Genomic DNA, 20,787 nt, shown 5'->3' with positions numbered 1-20,787 from the left:
CAGGCAGGAACTTTCATGAACAAGCATTCGATCGACACCCGGCGCCGCGCCCTCCTGCGCGGCGCCGGGGCCGCTGGCCTGGCCCTGGGCGGCGGCGGCATTGCCCTGCCGGCCCTGGCCGGCGACAAGCCGTCCGACCCATGGCAGCAGGCGCACGCCATTGCCAAGCGCTTTAAAACGCCGCTGGTATTTCGCAAGCAAGACTTTGTGATCACCGCGCACGGCGCCAGAGCGTGCAAGGTGACCACCGTCAAAGGGTTCATCGGCCACCACGAACCGGGCATGGTCAGAACGCCGGCCGCCGGCGCGCACGACTGCTATCCGGCCATTGCCGCGGCGATTGCCGCCTGCGCCAAGGCTGGCGGCGGACGGGTGATCATTCCCGCCGGCGCCTGGCTGTGCAAGGGCCCGATCGTGCTGCGCTCGAACGTGCACGTGCACCTCAAGTCCGGTGCGCACGTATTCTTCAGCAACGACCCGGACGATTTCGCCAGATACGGCGAGGTCGACTGCGGCCCCAACGGCAAGCTGACCCTGTCGCGCTGGCAGAGCAACGATTGCCTGAACTATTCGCCGCTGGTGTACGCGCACAAGCAGAACAATATCGCCCTCACCGGCGAGGACTGGACCAGCATTCTCGACGGCCAGGGCGGCGTGCCGGTGGGCGGCGGCGACTGCTGGTGGGACTGGAAGGTCAAGCGCACCGGCGCGAAGGAACTGATGTCGCAGGTGGCCGTGAACCCGGCCAATCCGCCCAGCATCCTGACCGTGGCACCGCATCTGACGCCGGCCCAAGTCAAGCTGATCGAAGGCGAGTCCAGCCGCTGGCGCCACGATGAAGCTTACCTGCCCTCCTTGTCGGAAGCCGGCGTGCCGGTCGGCAAGCGCGTGTTCGGCCGCGGCCACTACCTTCGCCCGTGCATGATCGAATTCATCGACTGCACCAGGGTGCTGCTCAAGGGCTACCAGGTCAACCAGGCGCCGTTCTGGCTGCACCACCCGGTGGCGTGCCGCGACCTGGAAATGCGCAAGGTGCACATGGACAGCATGGGTCCGAACAGCGACGGCTTCGATCCGGAAGCGTGCGACAACGTGCTGGTCGAAGAGTGCACCTTCAACACCGGCGACGATTGCATCGCCATCAAGGCCGGCAAGAACCTCGATACCCAGCACGGCCCGACGCGGAACGTACTGATTCAGAACTGCATCATGAACAGCGGCCATGGCGGCGTGACCCTGGGCAGCGAAATGTCGGGCGGCATCGAGCATGTGTACGCGCAGGATATCGAGTTCCGCAACGTGAACTGGGCCACCAGCCCGCTGAGCACGGCCATCCGCATGAAGACCAATATGAACCGCGGCGGCTTCCTCAAGCATTTTTACGTGCGCAACGTGACGATACCGAACGGCGTGCAGACCACGCCGCAGTTCTACAATCCCCTGCCCGGCTCGCCCATCGCACCGAAAACCGTGTCGTCCTCGGCTGGCGCGGTCGTCACCATCGATTGCGATTACGCGCCGACCGCCGACAACGTGCGCACGCGCCCGCCGGTGGTATCGAACCTGCACATTTCGAACGTCAAGGTCGGCAACGTGAAAACCAGGGCTGGCACCTTTTCGTGCTACCAGGCCATCATGCTGCTCGGTCCGGTCGCCTTCGATTACAACGGCAATGACCCGTCGCTGATCGTGCCGATTACCGACATCACGATCACCGACTGCGACTTCGGCACCCCGGCCAATGCCGACAATCCCTGGTTCGCCTACAACGTGAAGTCGGCAACACTGACCAACGTGACCATCGGCGGCAAGGTGTACAACACCACCGTGACGGCGTAAGCAATCCTGTTTTTGATGAGGAAATAACGATGTAGCCTGCAGTTTCACTTTACTGGACGACAAAAAAATGAAAACAAAAAGAATGTTGGAGACACTCGCGGTCATGGCACTGACCGCGGGACAAGCAAACGCGGCGCCCCTGCCGCTGCAGCACACCACCATCAGCGCGACCTATAACGGGTCCGCCGACGGCATGCTGGGACTGGACCAGCTGTTCGCCCCGGTTCCCGGGTCGAACGTCACGGCGATCGACCCCGGCGGCGCCAACGGGGTCGAGTTTCTCAGCGCCGACTTCCTGTTCGGCATCGACTTCGCCGAAGACGGCGTTCTCACGGTATTTAACAATGGACCGGTGAGCGCGGGGCCGTACAGCATGCGCTTCGATTTCGGCGCCAGCCTGGCCGCGCCATTGACCCGCTTCACGCTGATCGACAGCGCCGCCGTGGGCGGCTTGCCGGTGCTCAATCTGATCGACGGCCACAGCATCGCCCTCGATCTGTCCGCGCTCGACTGGGGCGCCGGCTTCAACAGCTTCAGCGCGCGCCTCGAAGCGGCGCCCTCGCCCGTGCCGGAACCGGCCAGCGTCACGCTGATGCTGGCCGGCTTTGCCGCCTTCCTGATCATGCGCCGCCGCGCCCCCAAAGCCTAGTCACCGGAGAATCCAATGAATGAAGCACCGATCAGGGCCGCTGCTCTCAGCGCCGCCCTGCTGATGGCGGCCGCCTGTAGCCAGGCCCAGGCAGCCGTCGATCCCGCGCGCCAGAGCGCTCCCGCCGACGGCTGGGCCAGCCAATCCGGCGGCACCGTGGGTGGCGCCAGCGCCGTTCCCGAACAGATTTACACCGTGGCCGACCGCGCCCAGCTGCTCGCCGCCCTGCGCAACGGCGGCAACAGCAGCAAGATCATCAAGCTGACCGGCATGATCGACATGAGCGGCGGCGTACCCTACGTCAGCACCGGCGACCAGGCCGCGCGCGGCGCCATCCGCCTGGGCAGCAACACGACGCTGATCGGCGCCGGGGCCAATACGGGCATCGTCAACGGCCATATCGCGGTACAAAACGTCGAGCAGGTGATCATCCGCAACCTCAAGATCATGAACCCCTGCGACGCCGGCCCCATCTGGGACCCGCTCGACGGCGCCAGCGGCAACTGGAATTCGGCTTACGACGCGATCGGCGTCTCCAACTCGCACCACGTCTGGATCGACCACAACAGCTTTACCGACGCCCCGCTGACCGACGACTTGCAGCCCATCGAAAACGGCAAGCACAAGCAGTGCCATGACGGCACGGTCGATATCACCAACGCCTCCGACTTCGTCACGGTGTCGTACAACCATTTCGGCCAGCACAACAAGAACAACCTGATCGGGTCGAGCGACACGGCCACCACCGACGAAGGCAAGCTGCGCATCACCTTCAGCAACAATGTGTTCGCCGATGTCACCCAGCGCTCGCCGCGGGTGCGCTTCGGCATGGTCCATCTGTTCAACAACTACTACACGGGCAGCAAGTCGGCACCCGTCTATCCCCATATGTACAGCGTGGGCGTGGGCCAGCGCGCCAAGATCTTGTCGAATAACAATGTCTTCGCCATCGCGGGCGCCAGCAGCTGTGCCGATGTCGTCTCCTCGCCCAGCGGCAGCGGCGGCGCCTTTAGCGACAAGGGCTCGGTGCTCAACGGCGTGGCGCTGCCGGCGTGCGCAGTCGCGCCGGCCGCCTGGAGCGCGCCGTACGCGTTCACGCCGCGCCCGGTGGCGCTGGTCAAGGCCAACGCCCTGGCGCAAGCCGGCGGCGGCAAGCTGAGCACCAGCGTCACCGGCATCGGCGACACCAGCACCGACACCGTGCCGACCCAGTTCTGCCCCGCCAGCGGCCTGTATTTCTGCGACGACTTCCAGGATGGATCGAGCGCGCGCTGGAACCTGCTGCCGCTGGCCGGCCCCAACGGCGCTTTTTCCGTGCAGCTGGATGCCTCCCGCACCACCAACAAGGTGCTGCAGTACACGGCCGCCAGCACCGGCGGCATGCTGGCGCTGGTCAAGCCGGACGCGTTCAAGGGCGTGCCCTCGGGCGACTATTTTGTCGAAGCGCGCATCCGCCCGCTGACCAACAGCACCACCGGCAACAAGCAGCTGTACCTGATCACGCGCTACGTCGACCCGGCCAATTGGTACGGTGCCGGCCTGAACGTACAGAACGCGACCACCAGCACGCAGGTCGAGATCGCCCGCATGCTCGGCAACAGCTTGAGCAAGATCAAACAGTCCAAGCGTGCCATCGCCATGGATGCGCAGTTCTACACCGTGCGTTTCGAGATGATCGGCAGCACCCTGACCCTGTATCTCGATGGCGAGAACCTCGGCCCGGTGACCGACGCCAGCTTCGCCGCGCGCGGCCTGATCGGCCTGTACACGACCAACAAATCGTTCCAGATCGACGATGTGCGGGTCGGCGATCCAAAGATGAAACCGGTGCAGCTGACCCTGAACCCGCATCCGCTGACTTACACGGCCGAAGCGGGCGATGCGCCGCTGCTTGTCAACGTGGGCGCCAAAAAAGGTGACGGCAGCATGGATACCTTCACGGTGGAATCAAGCAAGCCGGGCGTGGTGGGCGTGAGTGTCGACGGCGCCAGGGTCACGTTGAGCCCGCTGGCGGCCGGCAGCGCCAGGATCGTGTTTACCAGCGGCGCCGATCCCGCGCTGTCGCGCAGCATCAGCGCCACCATTGCGCCGGCCTTCGTGCAGCCGACCCAGACCTACCGGCTGGAGGGCGCCAGCTTCCCGGCCGTGGGAGCGCTCGATGAAGCCATCGACAGTCCGCTCAGCCTGACCTTCGACAACCCACCGACCCTGGGCACGGGCGGCACCATCCGCATCTTCCGCAAGAGCGACGATGCGCTGGTCGACGTGATCCGCCTGGCCGACGAAGTCGACACCATCGGCCACGCCGGGCAAGACCGCCTGCGCCGCGTGCGCTACCTGCCGGTGCGCATCGACGGCAGCACGGTGACCATCAAGCCGCACAACAACCGCCTCGCTTACGGCACGGGCTACTACGTGGCCATTGCCGACGGCGTATTCAACGGCGCGATCCTGGGCGGCACGCCGTTTCGCGGCATCGGCAAGGCGGGCGGCTGGAATTTTACGACCAAAGCCGGAGCCCCAGCCAGCGCCAGCCTGAGCGTGGACGACGACGGCCCGGCCGACTTCCGCACCGTGCAGGGCGCCATCAACCACGCAACCGGCGCCTTCGCCAAGGCAGATCCGGTCACGATCAGCGTGCGCAACGGCAGCTACGAAGAAGTGCTCTACCTGCGCGGCAAGGACAATGTGACGATCAAGGGCGAAAGCCGCGACGGCGTGGTGATCCACTACACCAACTACGATTCGCTCAACCCCGGCACCGGGGCGAGCGAAGCGCCGGGAAGTAGCGGAGCTCCGCTGGGCGGGCGTTCCGTGCTGCTGGTGGAGACGGCCGACATGGTCACGCTCGACACGCTGACCCTGAAAAACACCACCCTGCGCTCGCCGGCCATCTCATCCCAGGCCGAAGCGCTCTACTTCAACAGCGACGCCCGCCTGGTGGCCACCAACGCCGCCTTCCACAGCGAACAGGACACCCTGAACCTCAAGGGCTACGCCTGGTTCTACCGTTCGCTGGTGGCCGGCAACGTCGACTTCATCTGGGGCAGCGCGCGCGCCGCCCTGTTCGAGGAAAGCGAAATCCGCAGCGTGGGCGACAGCACCAGCGCGACCGGCGGCGGCTACGTGCTGCAGGCGCGCGTGCCGAACGCGGCCGACAAGGGCTTCGTCTTTCTCAACAGCAGCCTGACCCACGGCCCCGGACCCGGCCCCCTGCACGGCGACATTCCCAACGGCGCCACCTGGCTCGCGCGCAGTCCCGGCGGCACGGCCACCTGGGACAATATCGCCTTCATCAACTGCAGGATGGATGCGCACGTCGCCCCGGCCGGCTGGGCGGGCCTGGGCGTGAACGGCCAGCCGGCGCCCAACCCGGTCCAGCCGAACGCGGTGTCGGGCTGGCGCGAGCATGGTACAAGCGACCTGCAGGGCACGCCCCTGAACCTGGCGGCCCGGGTGGGCGGCTACCTGCTGAGCGACGAGAAAGTGGCGGCCGGGTTTGCCACCCGTGCCAAGGTGTTTGCCGCATGGAATAGCGGACTCGGCTGGAATCCATAGAACGCATGGGGAACGCCGCGTCAAGTGGCGTTAGCCCATCCAACAACGGATAGATACTAATAGGAATCTTGACCGTAAAGACATGCTAAGCTTGATGGGATGCAACGGCTAAACGAATGCGTCGCTGAAATGTTTTCCCGAAAGAGTGAACATGAAGATTCGGTCCTTCCTCGCGATGATGATCGTGGCGGCACTGGCGCCGGTGATCCTGTTTTCCACCGTACCGCTGAGCCGCCTGATCCAGGCCGAGCGCGATGCCGCCGTGCTCTCGATGAAGCTGGCGGCGCGCGCCACCTCGATCGCGGTCGACAGCCAGTGGCACCAGGCCATCGGCCTCATCCGCGGACTGAGCAGCTCGAACAAGCTGGAGTCGGGGCAGCTGGCCCAGTTCGGCATCAAGGCGCGCACCATGGCCGGCAGTGAAGGCGCCTACATCGAACTGTTCGACGACAGCGGACAGTTGCTCGTCGATACCACCCTGGCACCCGACGGGCCCCTGCCCGACACCCGCGCCAGGCAGCGCGCGCGCGTCGACCGCATGCTCTCCAGCTCGGCGTATGCGATCTCCGATCTGCAGCCCGGCAAGCTGCCCGACAGCTACGTGGTCCAGGTCGACTATCCCGTGTTTCTCGACAATGGCGTGCGCTACGTGCTCGGCTACGGCTTCGACGTCGACGACCTGATGCGCGCCCTGCCCGCGCCCGACGCCGACGGCACCAACTTCGCCGTGTACGACCGCAATGGCCGCCTGCTGGCCAGCAATGGCAAGCACGCCGCCGTGGGCAGTTTCGCGCCGGCGCCGCTGCTGGTCGCGATCCGCCTGCGCGAAAGCGGCCTGGTCAGCACGCCGGACGGCCGCTATGCGATGCTGACCGCCTCCACCGTGTCGGGCTGGTGGGTGGCCATGTCCTCGCCGCGCGCCACCATCGACGGCACGGCGCGGCGCACGGTGATCTATTCGGTGTCGGGCCTGATCATCGCCCTGCTGCTGGCCGGGGCCGCCGCCCTGCTGTTCAGCGCGCGCGTGACCAAGGCGATTGCCCGCACCGGCGAAGCGGCGCGCTCGATGGTGGCCGGGCCGGCCCGGCTGCCGCTGTACTCCGGCATTACCGAAGTCGACCGGCTCGACCAGAACGTGTACCTGGGCGCCCACCTGCTGGCCAGCGCCTCGGCCGAGCGCGAACGGCTGCTGTCCGAAGCGCAGCAGGCGCGCGAAATCGCCGAAGGCCAGAACCGCTCCAAGGACGAATTCCTGGCCATGCTCGGCCACGAGCTGCGTAATCCCATGGCGCCGATCAGCACCGCCGCCCATCTGCTCAGGATGCCCAATATCTCGCCCGAGCAGATGCGCCAGGCGGGCGACATCATTTCGCGCCAGGTCGACCATATGAACCATCTGGTGAACGACCTGCTGGACGTCTCGCGCGTCACGCGCGGCCTCATCACGCTGGAAAAGAAACCGGTCTCCTTGCGCGCCATCCTGGCCGCCGCCGTCGAGCAGACCATGGGCAGCATGCACAAGAGCGGACACCGCTTCGAGACCGTCTGCGGCGAGGAGGAATACTGGGTGCGCGGCGACGCCACGCGCCTGATCCAGGTGCTGACCAACCTGCTGGTCAACGCCGCCAAGTATTCGCCGCCGCAGTCGTCGATCAGGGTGACGCTGGCGCGCGACGGCGAGCGCATCAGCATCGAGGTGAGCGACGACGGCAACGGCATCGAGCCGGAACTGCTGCCGCGCATTTTCGAACTGTTTTCGCAGGGCCGGCGCACGCCGGACCGGGCCACGGGCGGTCTCGGGCTGGGCCTGGCGCTGGTGCGCAAGCTGGTGGAACTGCACGGCGGCAGCGTGATCGCCTACAGCGAGGGGGTCGGCAAGGGCAGCCGCTTCACCATCGAACTGCCGGCGGCGGACATGCGCGCCGCCGACCTGGCAGCCGACACGCCCGTTGCGACGGCCGCGATCGGCTGAAGCGATGGATGAGATGCTGGCTTACGCACACTGCGCCCGCCGCACCGCTGGCCGAAGGTGGAGTGTGGCCGCCTTTTACGTCGCGGCGGCATGCGCGACGTCATCTTGCTGCTGTCGCCGTCACCCCGATTGATCGATCGCTGCCATGGCGCTATCGCCCGCCCACCTGACCTGGGGGGTCGGATGCTCGCTGCAAAGCTGTGCAATTGGCCGCAGGGCGGCTGTCGGATAGAGCGCGATTTGCCCTGCCACCGCCTCCGCATAGAAAAAATTCCGATGCGCGGTCAAGCGCGTGAGCAAGCCCATATCCACGGGCGCGAGCGACAGGATGGCCGATTCGACGACAGCCTCATCGTCCTCGTTGTCACTGTCGAGCAAAGCATGGAGATAGCTGCCGAGGGCCGCCTGATCGCGGTGGAGTGGCGTGGTGGACGGATGGAAATCGGTCAGCCAGGCGTCGTGTTCCCTGGCTTGCCGTGCGGCGTCGAGGAACTCGGCAAGGGAAGCGAACACCACACTCGACGCTTCGCCGTCATGGCACAGAAAAAGGATGGCGCCGGCGAAGGGACCGCGGGTCAGGTAGACGTGATGGTCGCTGGTATTGCCGTCATCGAGAACGACGCCGCCGTACGCCCTCATCAGACCGAGATCCTGCAAAGCCGTTGTTAGTTCATCCGATTCGGCCCGGCCCAGCAGGTTGAGCTCGATGTCGAAGCGACCGGCGTTGCCGGGGTCCATGGGCGCGTCGAAGTACGCGGCCAGTTCGGCGATGAAAGGCGCCGCCTCGACGGCGTCCTGTTTGTCCTGACCAGAAGGCTCCGACATGTCATTTCTCCTGAAAATAGTGCCGGTCTTATCCGGGCTCCAAGCTTAACACGCCGGACCGGCCGCGGGCGGCCCCGGGCCGGGACTACGGAGCGTGGCGTTGCCGTTCCGGCATCGCTGGCGCCGCGCTCCTGAACCCATAGGCGTGATATATCCGCTCGATGCTCTTATCGGCGATCATGGCGTTGATGATGCCATTGAGGCGCGCCACCTCGCCATCGCGCATGCTGGTATTGCAAGCAACGAACATGGGGATGGTGGCGAAAGTAAGCAGCGGCTCGATGTCGGTCAATCCCAGATCGCGCATCAGATACCGGGCTGGCAGCTCGGCGCTTGCCCACAGATCGATCCGGCGCCTGAGCAATTTTGGCGGATTAAGACGGTCTGCGGCGACTTCCGAGACACGAATTTTATTGGCGTTGAAGATGGGGACGGAAAGATCGTCGATAATCGTGCCAACCAGATAAGGGCGGGCATCGTGCAGCTGGCGTAATGCGATCTTGCTGTCGCGCAGACCAAAAAACATCCAGCGGCTGTGGCCGATCGGACCGATCCACTTGAATCTTTTCTCGCGTTCCGGTGTTCTGCCCACCATGAGCTGACAGGTATCCGCAGTAGCGGCAGTCAGTGCCAGACCACGGGCCCAGGGAACCGTATCGATCGAGTCGATGCGCACGCCGGCGCGCCGCATGAGTTCATCGGCGATATCGACTGCAATGCCGCCCACGTTGCCGCCGCTTGCCGCTTGCCAGCTGTACGGAGCCCACTCCAAGGCATACAGCGTGAGCGCGCCCCCGGCATGGGCGGCGGCGCCCGGGCCGCACAGCAAACAGGCAAGCACGCCCTTGAACGCCGCGGCGGCGGCCAACTGGCGCCAGCCGCCCCGGCATGACCTGCATCGCATGCGCTGCCTGACCAGGACCGTCGATTTTTCCAATGCAGGCGCACCGGCAGCGTCACTCACGCCGGCCGGCGCTGCGTTTCCGGCAGCTGCGTGGCAGTCTCCGGCAACCTGTCGCCCGCGGGACAGGCGCAATGGTTGTCGCCCAGGTCGATGTTATGCAACAGGCCGTAGTGCCGGAATGCCTCGCGCAAGTCCGCGCGCAACACCTCGTTATCCCATGGCTTGGTATAAAAACGGTAGATCGCGCCCTTGTTCACGGCCTTCATGATGGAGTCAAGGTCGGTGTAGCCCGACAGGACGATACGAAAACTGTCCTGGTACATTTCCTTGACCCGATCGAAGAATTCGGTGCCGCTCATGTCTGGCATGCGCTGGTCGCAAATAATCACTTGCACACAGTGCTGCGCCAGCAGGTCGAATCCCTCGGCGGCCGAGCCGGCGCACAGGATATGGTAGCCGTCGTCGCGTAGCAGGCGCCGCAAGGATGACAGGACGTGGGCGTCGTCGTCGACCAGCAGCAACGTCTTGCGGTAGGGCAGGATTGCCGGCGCCGGCAGCTGCATCTGGCGCTCGTTGAGCAGCAGCGCTTCCAGGGCCGGCAGCGCCAGCGGCCGGCTGAAGAAATAGCCCTGCACCTGGTCGCAGCGATTGCGTTTCAAAAAGGCGAGCTGGGCGGCCGTCTCGACGCCTTCGGCGATGACGTGCAGCTTCAGGCTGTGGGCCATGCCCAGGATCGCCTGCACGATGGCGGCGTCGTCCGGATTGCTGGTCACTTCGCGGATAAAGGCGATGTCGATTTTCAGTTTGTCGATCGGGAAGCGGCGCAGGTAGGCCAGGCTCGAATAGCCGGTGCCGAAGTCATCGATCGAAATCTGCACGCCGTGCCGTTTCAGGTCCTTGAGCGTCTTGATCGTGCGTTCCGTATTGACCATCAGGGAGCTTTCCGTCAGTTCCAGCTCCAGCAGCTCGGGCGGCACGCCGTGCCGTTCCAGCGCGGCGATGACATCGCCATCGACGTCGCCCTCGGCCAGCTGGCGGCCCGCCACATTGACCGATACCTGGATCGGCCCCACGGGAGAACGCAGCCATTGACCGATCCGGCGGCAGGCTTCATCGATGACCCAGGTGCCGACCTTCAAGATCAGTCCGGTCTCTTCGAGCGAGGCGATGAACCTGTCCGGCCCGACCAGGCCATAGCCCGGCCGCTCCCAGCGCAGCAAGGCTTCCAGGCCGGCCACGCAGCCGCTGTCGAGCGCAACCTTGGGCTGGTAATGCAGGACGAATTCGCCATTCTCGAAAGCCCTGCGCAAGGCTTTCTCCAGGTCGAGCCGGGCCAGCACCTCGACATTCATCTGCGCCGTGAAAAAGCGGAAGGTGTCGCGCCCGGCCTGCTTGGCTCGGTACATCGCCGTGTCGGCGTACTTGATCAGTTCGTCGGGTTCGCTGGCGTCGAGCGGGTGCATGGTGATGCCGATACTGGCCGTCACGTTCAGTTCATGCTGGCCCAGCACGAAAGGCGCGCGCAGCACCTCGCGGATCTTGCCGGCCACGCCGGCGGCATCGCTCAGTTCATCCTGCATCACCAGGATCACGCCGAATTCGTCCCCGCCCAGGCGCCCGACCGTGTCGCGCGCGCGCACGCAGCCCAACAGGCGATTGGCGAACTGGACCAGGAGGTCGTCGCCCACGCCGTGGCCGAGGGTATCGTTGACGGTCTTGAAGTTGTCGAGATCGAGAAACAGCACCGCGATCGTCCAGCCATGCTGGGTGGCCTGCTGCAGCGTGCGGGTCAGGGTATCGTAGAACAGGGTGCGGTTCGGCAAACCGGTCAGTCCGTCGTGATGGGCCTGGTACTGCAGGCGCAGCGCCGCCTCCTTGCGCTCGCTGATATCGCGCACCACGGCCACGATGATCCAGTCCGGCCCCGACGCCAACGCCTGCCGGTGAAACTCGACCTGCACCTGCGAGCCATCCTTGCGGATCAGCGCCATCTCGTCCGACAGGCTGCTCCCGCAGTTTTCCATGAGACGCTGGTACAGCGCCGCCATGTCGGGCCAGGTCGACTCGGCGGTAATATCGCACGGCCCCATGTCCAGCAATTCCTCGCGCGAATAGCCGAGCATCCTGCTGGCCGCCGCGTTCAATTCGACAAAGCGCATGCTCGTGCAGTTGACCAGGAAAATCGCATCATCGGTGCAATCCATCGCCGTGCGGAAGCGGCGCAATTCGTCCTCGCTGCGTTTGCGCTCGCTGATATCCATGTACATCACGACCACGCCATGCTGATTCTTGTCGGCCAGCGGCGTGACGGTGAGCAGCAGCCATGACTGGATGCCTCCCGTGCTGCAAGCATACTCGAACGACCAATGGCGGGTACGGCCGTTGAGCACCTGGCCGATGCCGTCGGCCACCTGGCGCGCCTGGTCGGCGCCCTCGCCGCCGACCAGCGCGCATTGCGCAAGGACGTTGGTGCCGACCGCATGGCCCGGACCGGCGGCGGCAAGGGCCAGCGGCGTATCGTACGCCGCCCATGCATGGTTGACCGACATGATGACGCCATCGGCGTCGACAATGGCGATGTAGGCGGGCAGCGAATTGAGGATCGCATCGAGCCGGCTGGCATCGTTCAGGCGCACCTGCGCCTGGGCGCGGCGCAGCAGGAATGGCTGCCCATGGGGATCGGTGATGGTATCGATTTCGCCGCCGGTCAATTCCTCCAGGCGGGCCACGTTGGCATGCAGCGCGGCGATCAAGGCCGTCACCTCGGCGTACTGCGTCTCGGTAGCCAGGGCGGGGTTCATGGCACGCGATCGTCCAGCCCGAGGGCCAGCAGGACCGACTGGGTCTGGCTCAGCGTTCCGACAATGCGGCTGACGCTGGCGGGCGCGAGCTTGATCAGGGTCGGGGTCATGAAGATGGCATCCTCCAGCGCCCGCTTCGGTTCGCGAAAGACGTCCAGCACCTCGATCTGGTGCTGCTCGGGCAGATAGGTTTCGCACAAGGCGCGCAGGTTGGCGCGGGCCAGCACCGAATTGTGGGCATCGCCCGCCACATAGAGGCGAAAAACGAAGGTCGGCGTGCGCTTGCTCATGGAGCACCGGCCGACGGGTCGGCGGCGTCGGCCCCGCGCAATTCGGCCATCTCGCTGCGCCCGCGCGTCAGTTCGCGCGCCCGGCTCTCGGCCGCGCTGGCCAGCAGGGCTTTCTCGGCCTGCTTGGCGATCAGCTCGGCCTGCAGGGACTTGACCCGCACTTCCAGCTCGGCTTCCTCGGCGTCGAGCCGCACTTTCTTGAGCCTGGCGGCCGCTTCGGCCACTTCCGCCGCCACCCTTTCCGCGCTCTCCTTTTCCCAGCGCATCGTGCCCATCAGCACTTCGCCGCCGGCCGTGTAGGTGTCGGCCAGGGTGACGCCCTTGTCGCTCAGGATCAGTTCGCGCACCTGGTTCGAATGGAAGGTGCCGCGCGATTTGATGATCGACATGCCGCGGTTGCGCTCGCCGCCCTGGACCAGGTAATTCAAGTGAATCCAGGTATCGGCCAGGGTCGAGATCTGGAGCGGCGAGCCGCCCTCGTTCTGGGATGCCATTTCGTCGAGCAGGCTGGTGCACACGAGCGTGGTGCCGGCCCCCTTGGACCAGTCGATCAGGCGCTCGGCGACATTGTGCGCGGTGAGCTCGTTACCCGACTTGGACAGGGTCGAGACCGGGTCGATGACCAGGCAGCGCGCCTGGTGCTCTTCGGCCAGGGCCTTGATACGGCCCAGGTAAGTCTCGGCGCTGCCGGTGATGGTGCGCGCCGAGATCATGCGCAGCACGCCGCTCTGGACGAAGGGTTCGAGCCGGATACCCACCGAATTGAGGTTGCGCACCACTTCGGAGCCGTCGGAATCGAAGCTGACGAACATGGTGCGTTCGCCGCGCCGGCATGCGGCTTCGGCGAAAGCGCCGCTCAGGGTGGTCTTGGCGGTGCCGGGAAACCCGGTGATAAGGACGCTGGCGCCGCGGTAATAGCCGCCGCCCAGCATGGTATCGAGCCGCTCGACGCCGCTCGACACCCGTTCGCAGGAGACAAACGTATCGAGCCGGCCCAGGGTGCGGGCGACCGCCACTTCGAAGCCGTTCTTGCTGATCAAAAAGGGCGATTCGTTTTCGTCGAACACCGCGCCGCGGTATTTCTGGATGCGGATATTACGCTGAGACACGCCCAGCACAACGCCATGATTGAGCAGCATCGAGCAGTCGACCATGAACTGCATGAACCCGAGCGAATGCTCGACCATCCCGCCTGCCGTGTCGCTGCCCGCCTTGGCCGTAATAATGGCTGTCAAGCCATTCGACAGCAACCAGTCGTGCAGCCGGTAGATCTCGCGCCGCTTCGACAAAGGGTCGGGCAACAGCGCCAGGACAATATCGAGCGCGTCGACGACGACCCGTTTGGCATTTAATGCCTTGACCTGGCCGTCCAGCACCGCCAGCATGCCGCTCAAATCGAAATGGCCGGACAAGACCAGGTCGGGCGCCGGCTGCGCATCGAGGAAGCAGAGCTGATTGTTTCTCTGTAATTCATCGATGCCCCAGCCAAAGCCTTGCGCATTGGCCGCGATGCGTTCCGAGGATTCCTCGAAGGCGACGAAGATGCCCGGCTCGTTGCACTCGCGGGCGCCGTTGACCAGGAACTGCAGCGACACCACGGTCTTGCCGGAACCGGGCCCGCCGGCCAGCAGCGTGGTGCGGCCGCGCGGCAAGCCGCCGCCGGTCATCTCATCGAGTCCGGTAATGCCTGAGCGCGCCTTGAAGGCATCTGCTTGCGGTGACGAAACGGGCGCGTGCTTCATGGCAGGCTCTCCTTTGAGAAATGCATCTCCGCCCCAATGTTGGTGACGGGCACGTGGGGGCAGCGCAATGTCAACTCAACAATTCAATGAAGAATCGCTTTCGTTCCAATATGCTTGGAATCCGGAGGACGCATTGCGAAATGCCATGACAGCTTTCGGAGACACATTGCCAATAAACTATAGCATGAATAAATTCGGAAAATTGCCATAACGATGAATTGCGGAACTTTGTACAACCGCCGCCACAACAGGCTGTTTTCAAGGGCGCGCGAGGGGCGCGCGAGCTCTGGCATCATGAAATCCGACAGTGGCGCTGGCAATGTCGGATTGCCATCGACCCAATGTCATGCGCGCTTCGATTTCGGCGGATACCAGTGGTTAGAATAATAGAACAACCAACCTTTTGTTAATATCCTTAAGCGCTCAAATCATAATGATGGATGCGGCCGCTTTCCGGCGTGTGGAGTTATCGGGTAACGAAACCAGTTACTGATGAACACCCTGGTTTATTCGCATTCCGGCCTCGACCGGGACGCCATGTGTTGCGGTGTGGGTTTTTCGCACTGGCGGCGCAAACCTTGGCTTAGCTCATGCTCGTTGCAGATTGTTCGCGGTACCTTGATCCAAAGAAATATTGTGGCTCCACAATTTCCACAGATCGCGACCGCGAGCACAGCAAGGGGAACGGCATGTCCTACATCGGCCTGGCTATCGAAGCACATAAAAGCGTGTTCGCGCAGGCGAACGGCCTTGTGCAGCGGGTGTTGCATCCCGCGCCGGCCCGGCGCGCGCCTGTGCGGCAGCGCGCCTGCGCCCCCGACCAGATCGCGTTCCACACCACAATGCAAGCCAACAGCCTGCCCTGCCCGCGCACGGCCGCCCTGTTCAACTGCGCGGGGCGCGCGATGGACGGCGTACGATCCCTGCACGCAGCGCCCGATGCGCGCCGCTACCTGAGCGACGCGGCGGTCTATCCCCTGCTGTTCGTGCCGGTATGCGACGACGGTGGCGCGGAGACGTTTTCAGCGATCAGTTACGAAAAATGCAGCGATGCAGCGGTGCTCGGCAACGGCGCGCTCATTGCACTGGCCGATCTGGTGCAGTTGATTGAACTGCCATGCGCGCGCGGCTACCTGCTGCAGGAGCTGACATCGCCGCACCGCCATGGCGGACTGCGGGTAACCGTGGCCATGTCGTCGCACGGCCCGCACATCCTGCGCGCGGCGTGGAAGCAGGCTGGCATCGATGCCGACATCCCGGTCCCGCTGTGGAAAGCGACGAGCCGCCTGGTTCTGGCGGGCGCCGCCCTGTTCCCAACCCTGAAAACGCAGCACTGGGACATTGCCCTGTGCGGGCGCGGCCCCCTGGCCATGGGAATGAGCGCAGCGGGCGCGCAGCCGGCTTAAAAAGCGGCGCCGATCCACACGCCGCCCAAGGCGATCAGCGCGCCGGCGCCACGCAGCCATGCCTGCTGGCGGCGCATCACCGCTCCGCCCGCCATGCCACCGGCCAGCAGCACGGCGCTCGACGCCAGGATGCCCATGAAGTACATCCCGGCGCTGCCCGACGCCGGCATTTCGGCGCCGTGCGCCAGGCCGTGAACGACCGCGAATGCACCGACCATCAGCGCGCCGGCCGCCGGCATCGGCTTGACCTTGAAGGCAATCGACAGGCCGAGCACCAGCACCGACGCGATAATCGCGCTTTCCAACGCGGCGATGCCCACGCCGGCCATGCCCATCATGCCGCCGGCGGCGAGCAAAGCGATGAAACTCGCCGGCAGCAGCCACCTGGCGCGGCCGCCCAGCTGCGCGGCCCAGATGCCGACGGCGACTGCGGCCAGCATGTGGTCCAGCCCCGAAAAGGGATGCGCCAGGCCGGCCAGCAAGCCGCCGTCATGACCGGGATGAGCCAGCGCCGCGCCGCAGTAGAACAAGGGCGCCAGCGCCAGGGTACGGATGAATGTCGATTGCATGTGAAGCTCCAAGATAGAAAAATGAATAGATGGACGGTGCGCGTTTATCGCCAATGCGTTCCGGTCAGTTCCGACAGCACCGCCGCAACGCGCGTGCGGCTGGCGTGGTAACCGATGATCACCAGCTCCGAGCGGCGCGCTGCCGGGCGCACCGCGTCGACGCTGATCATCACGCGCGAACGCACGCCCTGCACCAGCACCGCCTGATCGGTCTCGCTGGTGCGAATAAAACCCTTGCTGCGCAAGACTGGTTCGAGCCGCACCGCTTCCTGCAAGGCGTGGCGCACCTTGTCGGCGCTTTGCGGCGCATCGCTGCGCAGCACGAACGAGAGCCAGCCCGGGTCCTGCTCGTGAAAATGCTTGTGCGTGGCCAGCCCGTGCGAGTGCGCGGCCAGACCCGAATGCGCGTGCCCGTTCAGGCGCCCCTGCTCGGCCAGCGGGCCGGCGCCTGGCCCTGGCATGGTGGCCAACGGCGTGTAGCTGTGCGCGTGCCCGGTGCGGGTCGGCTGGTGCAGGCGCAGGCCGAGCGCAAGCCGGATATCGAGTTGGGCCTTGTGCGCCAGTTCCAGGAAACGCACCTTGGGCGCGCGCTCGCGCACGCGCGTCTCGGCCAGCAGCAGCGCGTTGTCGTCCAGCTCATCGATCTTGTTGAGCACCACCACGTCCGCAAATTCGAGCTGCTGCCCGAACACGGTGGCCGCGGCGTCGCTCCCCGTGCCGGTCTCGAACTGGTCCGACAGCAGCAGCGGCGTATCGACCACGGCCAGGGTGGCGTCGAGGATGAAGTCCTCCGCCAGCGCGGGACTTTGCAGCGTCTCCATGATGGCCGTTGGCAGCGCCAGGCCGGACGTTTCGATCAGCACGTGGTCGACGTTCGCACGGCGCGCGGCGATGGCCTGCATGGTCGGCAAAAACAGTTCGTCGTCGCCATAGGCGATCAGCCCATACGGAAAATCGTGGACCCGCACCTGGTCGCCGGCGCCGGCCTCGCCGCGCACCAGCGCGCCGTCGATAGAAATCTCGCCGAACTCGTTGATCAGCAGTGCCAGGCGACGGCTCTGGCGCTTTTCGATCAGGCTGCGCAGCAGGGTCGTTTTGCCCGAGCCCAGGAAGCCGGTCACGATCGTGACGGGAATCGGCGGCTTCATGCCAGGTCCAGTGCAGCCAGTTGCGCGATGAGGTCATCCGCGCTGCCGCACATGGCCGGATAGTCGACTGGCGGGCGGCCGATCACCAACAGGGGGATGCCGAGGGCCTTTGCGGCATGCACCTTGGACGCGTAGCCGCCGGCGTCGCCCGAATCCTTGGTCACCACGCAGTCGATGTGCCAGTCGCGCCACAGGGCCATGTTGAAGTCCGCGGAGAACGGCCCCTGCATGGCGCAGATGCGCTCGCGCGCCACGCCCAGCGCCACCGCGCGCTCGATGAATTCCGGTTCGGCCGTCACGCGCGCGCACCACTGGCGGTCGGCGGCGCCGTCGGCCTGGACGAACGTCGCCAGGTCTTTCGATCCGGTGGAAAGGAAGATGCGCTTGCCCAGCGCAATGGCGCGTTGGGCAGCTTCCTGGGGCGAGGCGCACCAGGTGCCGTCAAGCGCACTGAAACTGCTTGGCCGCTCATAGCGCAGGTAAGGGATGCCCAGTTCGCGCGACAGGCCGATCAGCTGCTCCGACATGCTCGTTGCGTAAGGATGGGTGGCGTCCACCAATACCTTCGCGCCGCTGGCCACCAGCGCCTGGCGCCGCGCCTCGATGCCCTGCCGCCCAGCCCAGACGGTGGCGCCGGGGCAGGCCTTGATCGCCACGTCGCCGCCATGGTCGGTCGCCGCAGATACCACCACGGGACGCGACTGGCCGCTTGCCAGCCGCGCCGCCAGCGCATTGCCGTCGCTGGTGCCGGAAAACACCCACACGCCGCCATCGGGCAGTTCCTGGCGCTGCGGCAGCGTGCTGTCGGCCTTTGCATCCCAGTCGTTGTAGCCGCGCGGCGTAAAGATCTGCCCGCGCTTGCGCTGGGTGAAGCGGTTGCCGACCACGATGGTGGTGAGCATGTCGAACTGCAGCGACGGCAGCTCGTCGAGCCGGTGGATGCTCACTTCCTGCCCCGGGCGGTATGCGTTCTTGACCACGCCGCACAGGGTATGCGGGGCCTTCGATTCGAGCATCAGTTGCAGCACGCGGTACACGCCCTGCTGGCGGCTCGCGCTTTGCACGTTGTACATCACGCAAGCCAGGTCGGCCTGGGCAATGTGGCGCGCGCGGTGCTCGATCCACTCCCAGGGGCACAGCAGGTCCGACAGGCTGAGCGTGGCAAAGTCGTGCGACAGCGGGGAGCCAAGCAGCGAGGCGCAGGCGTTGGCCGACGTGATCCCCGGGATCAGGTTGACCTGGTAGATATCAATCTCGCTCATCTCTTCGTAGGCCAGCGCCGCCATCGCGTAAATGCCGATATCGCCGCTGGAAATAAGCGACACGCGCGCGCCGCCGCGGGCTTTTTCAATCGCCAGCAAGGCGCGCTCGCGCTCCTGCGTCAGCGGCGGTGTGTGGATTTCCTTTCCCTCGACATGCGGCATGATCCAGCGCAAATACAGTTCATACGCCACGATCACGTCGCTGTCCTTCAGCGCCGCGATCGCGCGCGGTGCGATCAGGTCCTCGTAACCGGGACCCACCGACACCAGATTCAATACACCACTCATCAGATCTCCATCCATTTATCTTCAACTACCGCGACGGCCACGCCGTCCAGGCACGTTTTCGGCACCAGCAGCGCGCCACGCGGGCTGGCCACCAGCGCGCACGGTTCGCACACGCCATCCAATCCCACATTGCTGCGCACCCAGTCCGACGGCACGCTGACCCACGGGCGCGCCGCCAGCGTGGCGCGCGCGAACACGCGCAGGGGCAGCCCATGGCGGCTGCAAAATTCCAGCAGGCCAGGTTCATTCTTTTTCAGGTCCACGGTGGCCACCTCGCGCACTTCGTCGATGCTGCGCGCGCCTAAGGCATGGCGCACCGCCGCTTCGATGCGCTCGGCCGGCACGCCCTTGCGGCAGCCGATGCCGACCACCAGCGGTTTCAATGCCTCGGTGGCGGTGGTCACCACCGGCGTCGCGCCCACCAGCCGCGCGATCTGGTAGGCCAGCGCATTCGCGCCGCCTTCATGCCCGGCCAGCAGCGACACGGCAAAGCGCCCCGCTTCATCCAGCACCACGACCGCCGGGTCGGTATGCTTATCAAGCGGCAGGCCGTCCAGAAAGCGCACCGCAATACCGGTCGCGCCGATCACAATCCACTGCGCGTGGCGGCGGTAGCATTCGCCGAACTGCGCCTTGTGGCTGACGCCATCATGGAGCCACGGGCGATACACCTCGGCTCCCAGCGCGGCTTGCAGCACCGCCGCCAGTTCCTCGCCATGCGCGCGCACCAGCCAGATGGCCGGCGCCGGGTTCACGACGCCGCCTCCGCCTTGTTCTTCTTGACGACCCTGAACAGGTGCGTGAAGTCCTTCGAGTACAGACTCGATTCGACGGCCACGTCCTTGTCGAGCGCGGCGCCGACCAGCATCATGGTGGTCAGGTTCCATTCGCCGCGTTTGGTATCTTCCAGCACCGTACCGAGCGTGCCCTGGTAGATTTTCTGTTCCGGCCAGGTGGCGCGGTAGACCAGGCGCACCGGCGTTTCCTGCGGATAGTGCAGCGACAGGTCGCCGACGATCTTTTTCAGGTGCGGTCCGGACAAGAAGATGCACATGGTGGCGCGGTGTTCGGCCAGCCGGGCGATCGATTCGAGTTCCGGCACGGCCGACGCGCGGCCCGACACGCGCGTGAGGATCACGCTCTGCGACACTTCCGGCTTGGTCAGCTCGGCGCTGATGGCCGCTGCCGCCGCCGTAAAGGACGACACGCCCGGCACCACTTCATACGCGATGCCCAGCGCATCGAGACGGCGCATCTGTTCGGCGGTAGCGCCGTAGATGGCCGGGTCGCCCGAGTGCAGGCGCACCACGTCGATGTCCATCTCCTGGGCGCGCACGTAGCAGGCCTGCTGCTGCTCCAGATCGAGCTTGGCGGTGTCGATGATTTCGGCATCGGGCCGGCAGTGCGTCAGCATCCCGGTCGGCACCAGCGAACCGGCGTACAGCACCATGTCGACGCTGCCGAGAAGGCGCGCGCCGCGCAGGGTGATCAAATCGGCGGCGCCGGGGCCCGCTCCTACGAAGTACACTTTCAT

At 65.4% G+C, this 20,787-nt stretch carries 15 protein-coding genes; 5 read left to right on the top strand and 10 right to left on the bottom strand.

The window, feature by feature from the left end; translation table 11 throughout:
• The first annotated feature begins 15 nt into the window (after positions 1 to 15).
• The 4 genes from RBA40_RS23330 to RBA40_RS23315 all read left to right on the top strand — a co-directional run bounded on the left by RBA40_RS23330 (position 16) and on the right by RBA40_RS23315 (position 8,018).
• Complete coding sequence (locus RBA40_RS23330) at positions 16 to 1,839, top strand: glycoside hydrolase family 28 protein (RefSeq protein ID WP_306650350.1); 1,824 nt, start codon at positions 16 to 18, stop codon at positions 1,837 to 1,839.
• 82 nt (positions 1,840 to 1,921) lie between these two features.
• Entirely contained in the window at positions 1,922 to 2,488 is a 567-nt protein-coding gene (locus RBA40_RS23325; RefSeq protein ID WP_306650348.1) for a PEP-CTERM sorting domain-containing protein, read from the top strand.
• 15 nt (positions 2,489 to 2,503) lie between these two features.
• Positions 2,504 to 6,046, top strand: a complete 3,543-nt coding sequence (locus tag RBA40_RS23320) for a pectinesterase family protein (protein WP_306650346.1) — start codon at positions 2,504 to 2,506, stop codon at positions 6,044 to 6,046.
• Positions 6,047 to 6,197: 151 nt separating this feature from the next.
• Entirely contained in the window at positions 6,198 to 8,018 is a 1,821-nt protein-coding gene (locus RBA40_RS23315; protein WP_306650344.1) for a sensor histidine kinase, read from the top strand.
• Between the two features lie 120 nt (positions 8,019 to 8,138).
• On the opposite strand, the gene RBA40_RS23310 is transcribed toward RBA40_RS23315, so the two are convergent.
• From RBA40_RS23310 to kaiC, 5 genes are all read right to left on the bottom strand, one after another.
• Positions 8,139 to 8,843, bottom strand: coding sequence for a hypothetical protein (locus RBA40_RS23310; RefSeq protein ID WP_306650342.1), 705 nt, complete (start codon positions 8,841 to 8,843; stop codon positions 8,139 to 8,141).
• 85 nt (positions 8,844 to 8,928) lie between these two features.
• Positions 8,929 to 9,807: a substrate-binding periplasmic protein gene (locus RBA40_RS23305; RefSeq protein ID WP_306650340.1), complete on the bottom strand. Its 879-nt coding sequence runs from the start codon at positions 9,805 to 9,807 to the stop codon at positions 8,929 to 8,931.
• A complete protein-coding gene (locus RBA40_RS23300) occupies positions 9,804 to 12,548 on the bottom strand; it encodes an EAL domain-containing protein (protein WP_306650338.1) in 2,745 nt (914 codons plus the stop codon). Before RBA40_RS23300 ends, RBA40_RS23305 begins: the two co-directional genes overlap by 4 nt.
• Positions 12,545 to 12,838, bottom strand: a complete 294-nt coding sequence (locus RBA40_RS23295; RefSeq protein ID WP_306650336.1) for a circadian clock KaiB family protein — start codon at positions 12,836 to 12,838, stop codon at positions 12,545 to 12,547. The genes RBA40_RS23300 and RBA40_RS23295 overlap by 4 nt, the downstream gene beginning before the upstream one ends.
• Entirely contained in the window at positions 12,835 to 14,580 is a 1,746-nt protein-coding gene (gene kaiC, locus RBA40_RS23290; RefSeq protein WP_306650334.1) for a circadian clock protein KaiC, read from the bottom strand. The genes RBA40_RS23295 and kaiC overlap by 4 nt, the downstream gene beginning before the upstream one ends.
• Positions 14,581 to 15,269: 689 nt before the next feature.
• On the opposite strand from kaiC, the gene RBA40_RS23285 reads away from it, so the two are divergent.
• The gene (locus RBA40_RS23285) at positions 15,270 to 15,986 is read left to right on the top strand and encodes a hypothetical protein (RefSeq protein ID WP_306650332.1); all 717 of its coding nucleotides are present in this window, start codon (positions 15,270 to 15,272) and stop codon (positions 15,984 to 15,986) included.
• Here RBA40_RS23285 and RBA40_RS23280 read toward each other — a convergent pair.
• Genes RBA40_RS23280 through cobM form a run of 5 tightly spaced genes read right to left on the bottom strand, consistent with a single transcriptional unit; the run spans position 15,983 to position 20,787 of the window.
• The gene (locus RBA40_RS23280; RefSeq protein ID WP_306650330.1) at positions 15,983 to 16,555 is read right to left on the bottom strand and encodes a HupE/UreJ family protein; all 573 of its coding nucleotides are present in this window, start codon (positions 16,553 to 16,555) and stop codon (positions 15,983 to 15,985) included. The two genes, RBA40_RS23285 and RBA40_RS23280, sit on opposite strands and share 4 nt — an antisense overlap.
• 44 nt (positions 16,556 to 16,599) lie before the next feature.
• On the bottom strand, positions 16,600 to 17,703 hold the full coding sequence (locus RBA40_RS23275; RefSeq protein ID WP_306650329.1) for a CobW family GTP-binding protein: 1,104 nt from the start codon (positions 17,701 to 17,703) through the stop codon (positions 16,600 to 16,602).
• Positions 17,700 to 19,253: a precorrin-3B C(17)-methyltransferase gene (gene cobJ, locus RBA40_RS23270; protein ID WP_306650328.1), complete on the bottom strand. Its 1,554-nt coding sequence runs from the start codon at positions 19,251 to 19,253 to the stop codon at positions 17,700 to 17,702. The genes RBA40_RS23275 and cobJ overlap by 4 nt, the downstream gene beginning before the upstream one ends.
• On the bottom strand, positions 19,253 to 20,008 hold the full coding sequence (locus RBA40_RS23265) for a cobalamin biosynthesis protein (RefSeq protein ID WP_306650326.1): 756 nt from the start codon (positions 20,006 to 20,008) through the stop codon (positions 19,253 to 19,255). Before RBA40_RS23265 ends, cobJ begins: the two co-directional genes overlap by 1 nt.
• Positions 20,005 to 20,787, bottom strand: coding sequence for a precorrin-4 C(11)-methyltransferase (gene cobM, locus RBA40_RS23260; RefSeq protein WP_306622676.1), 783 nt, complete (start codon positions 20,785 to 20,787; stop codon positions 20,005 to 20,007). The genes RBA40_RS23265 and cobM overlap by 4 nt, the downstream gene beginning before the upstream one ends.

This window comes from Massilia pseudoviolaceinigra, from assembly GCF_030846505.1.
GTDB classification, from domain to species: Bacteria; Pseudomonadota; Gammaproteobacteria; order Burkholderiales; family Burkholderiaceae_D; genus Telluria_A; species Telluria_A violaceinigra.
This window is presented reverse-complemented; position numbering and strand designations above follow the sequence as displayed.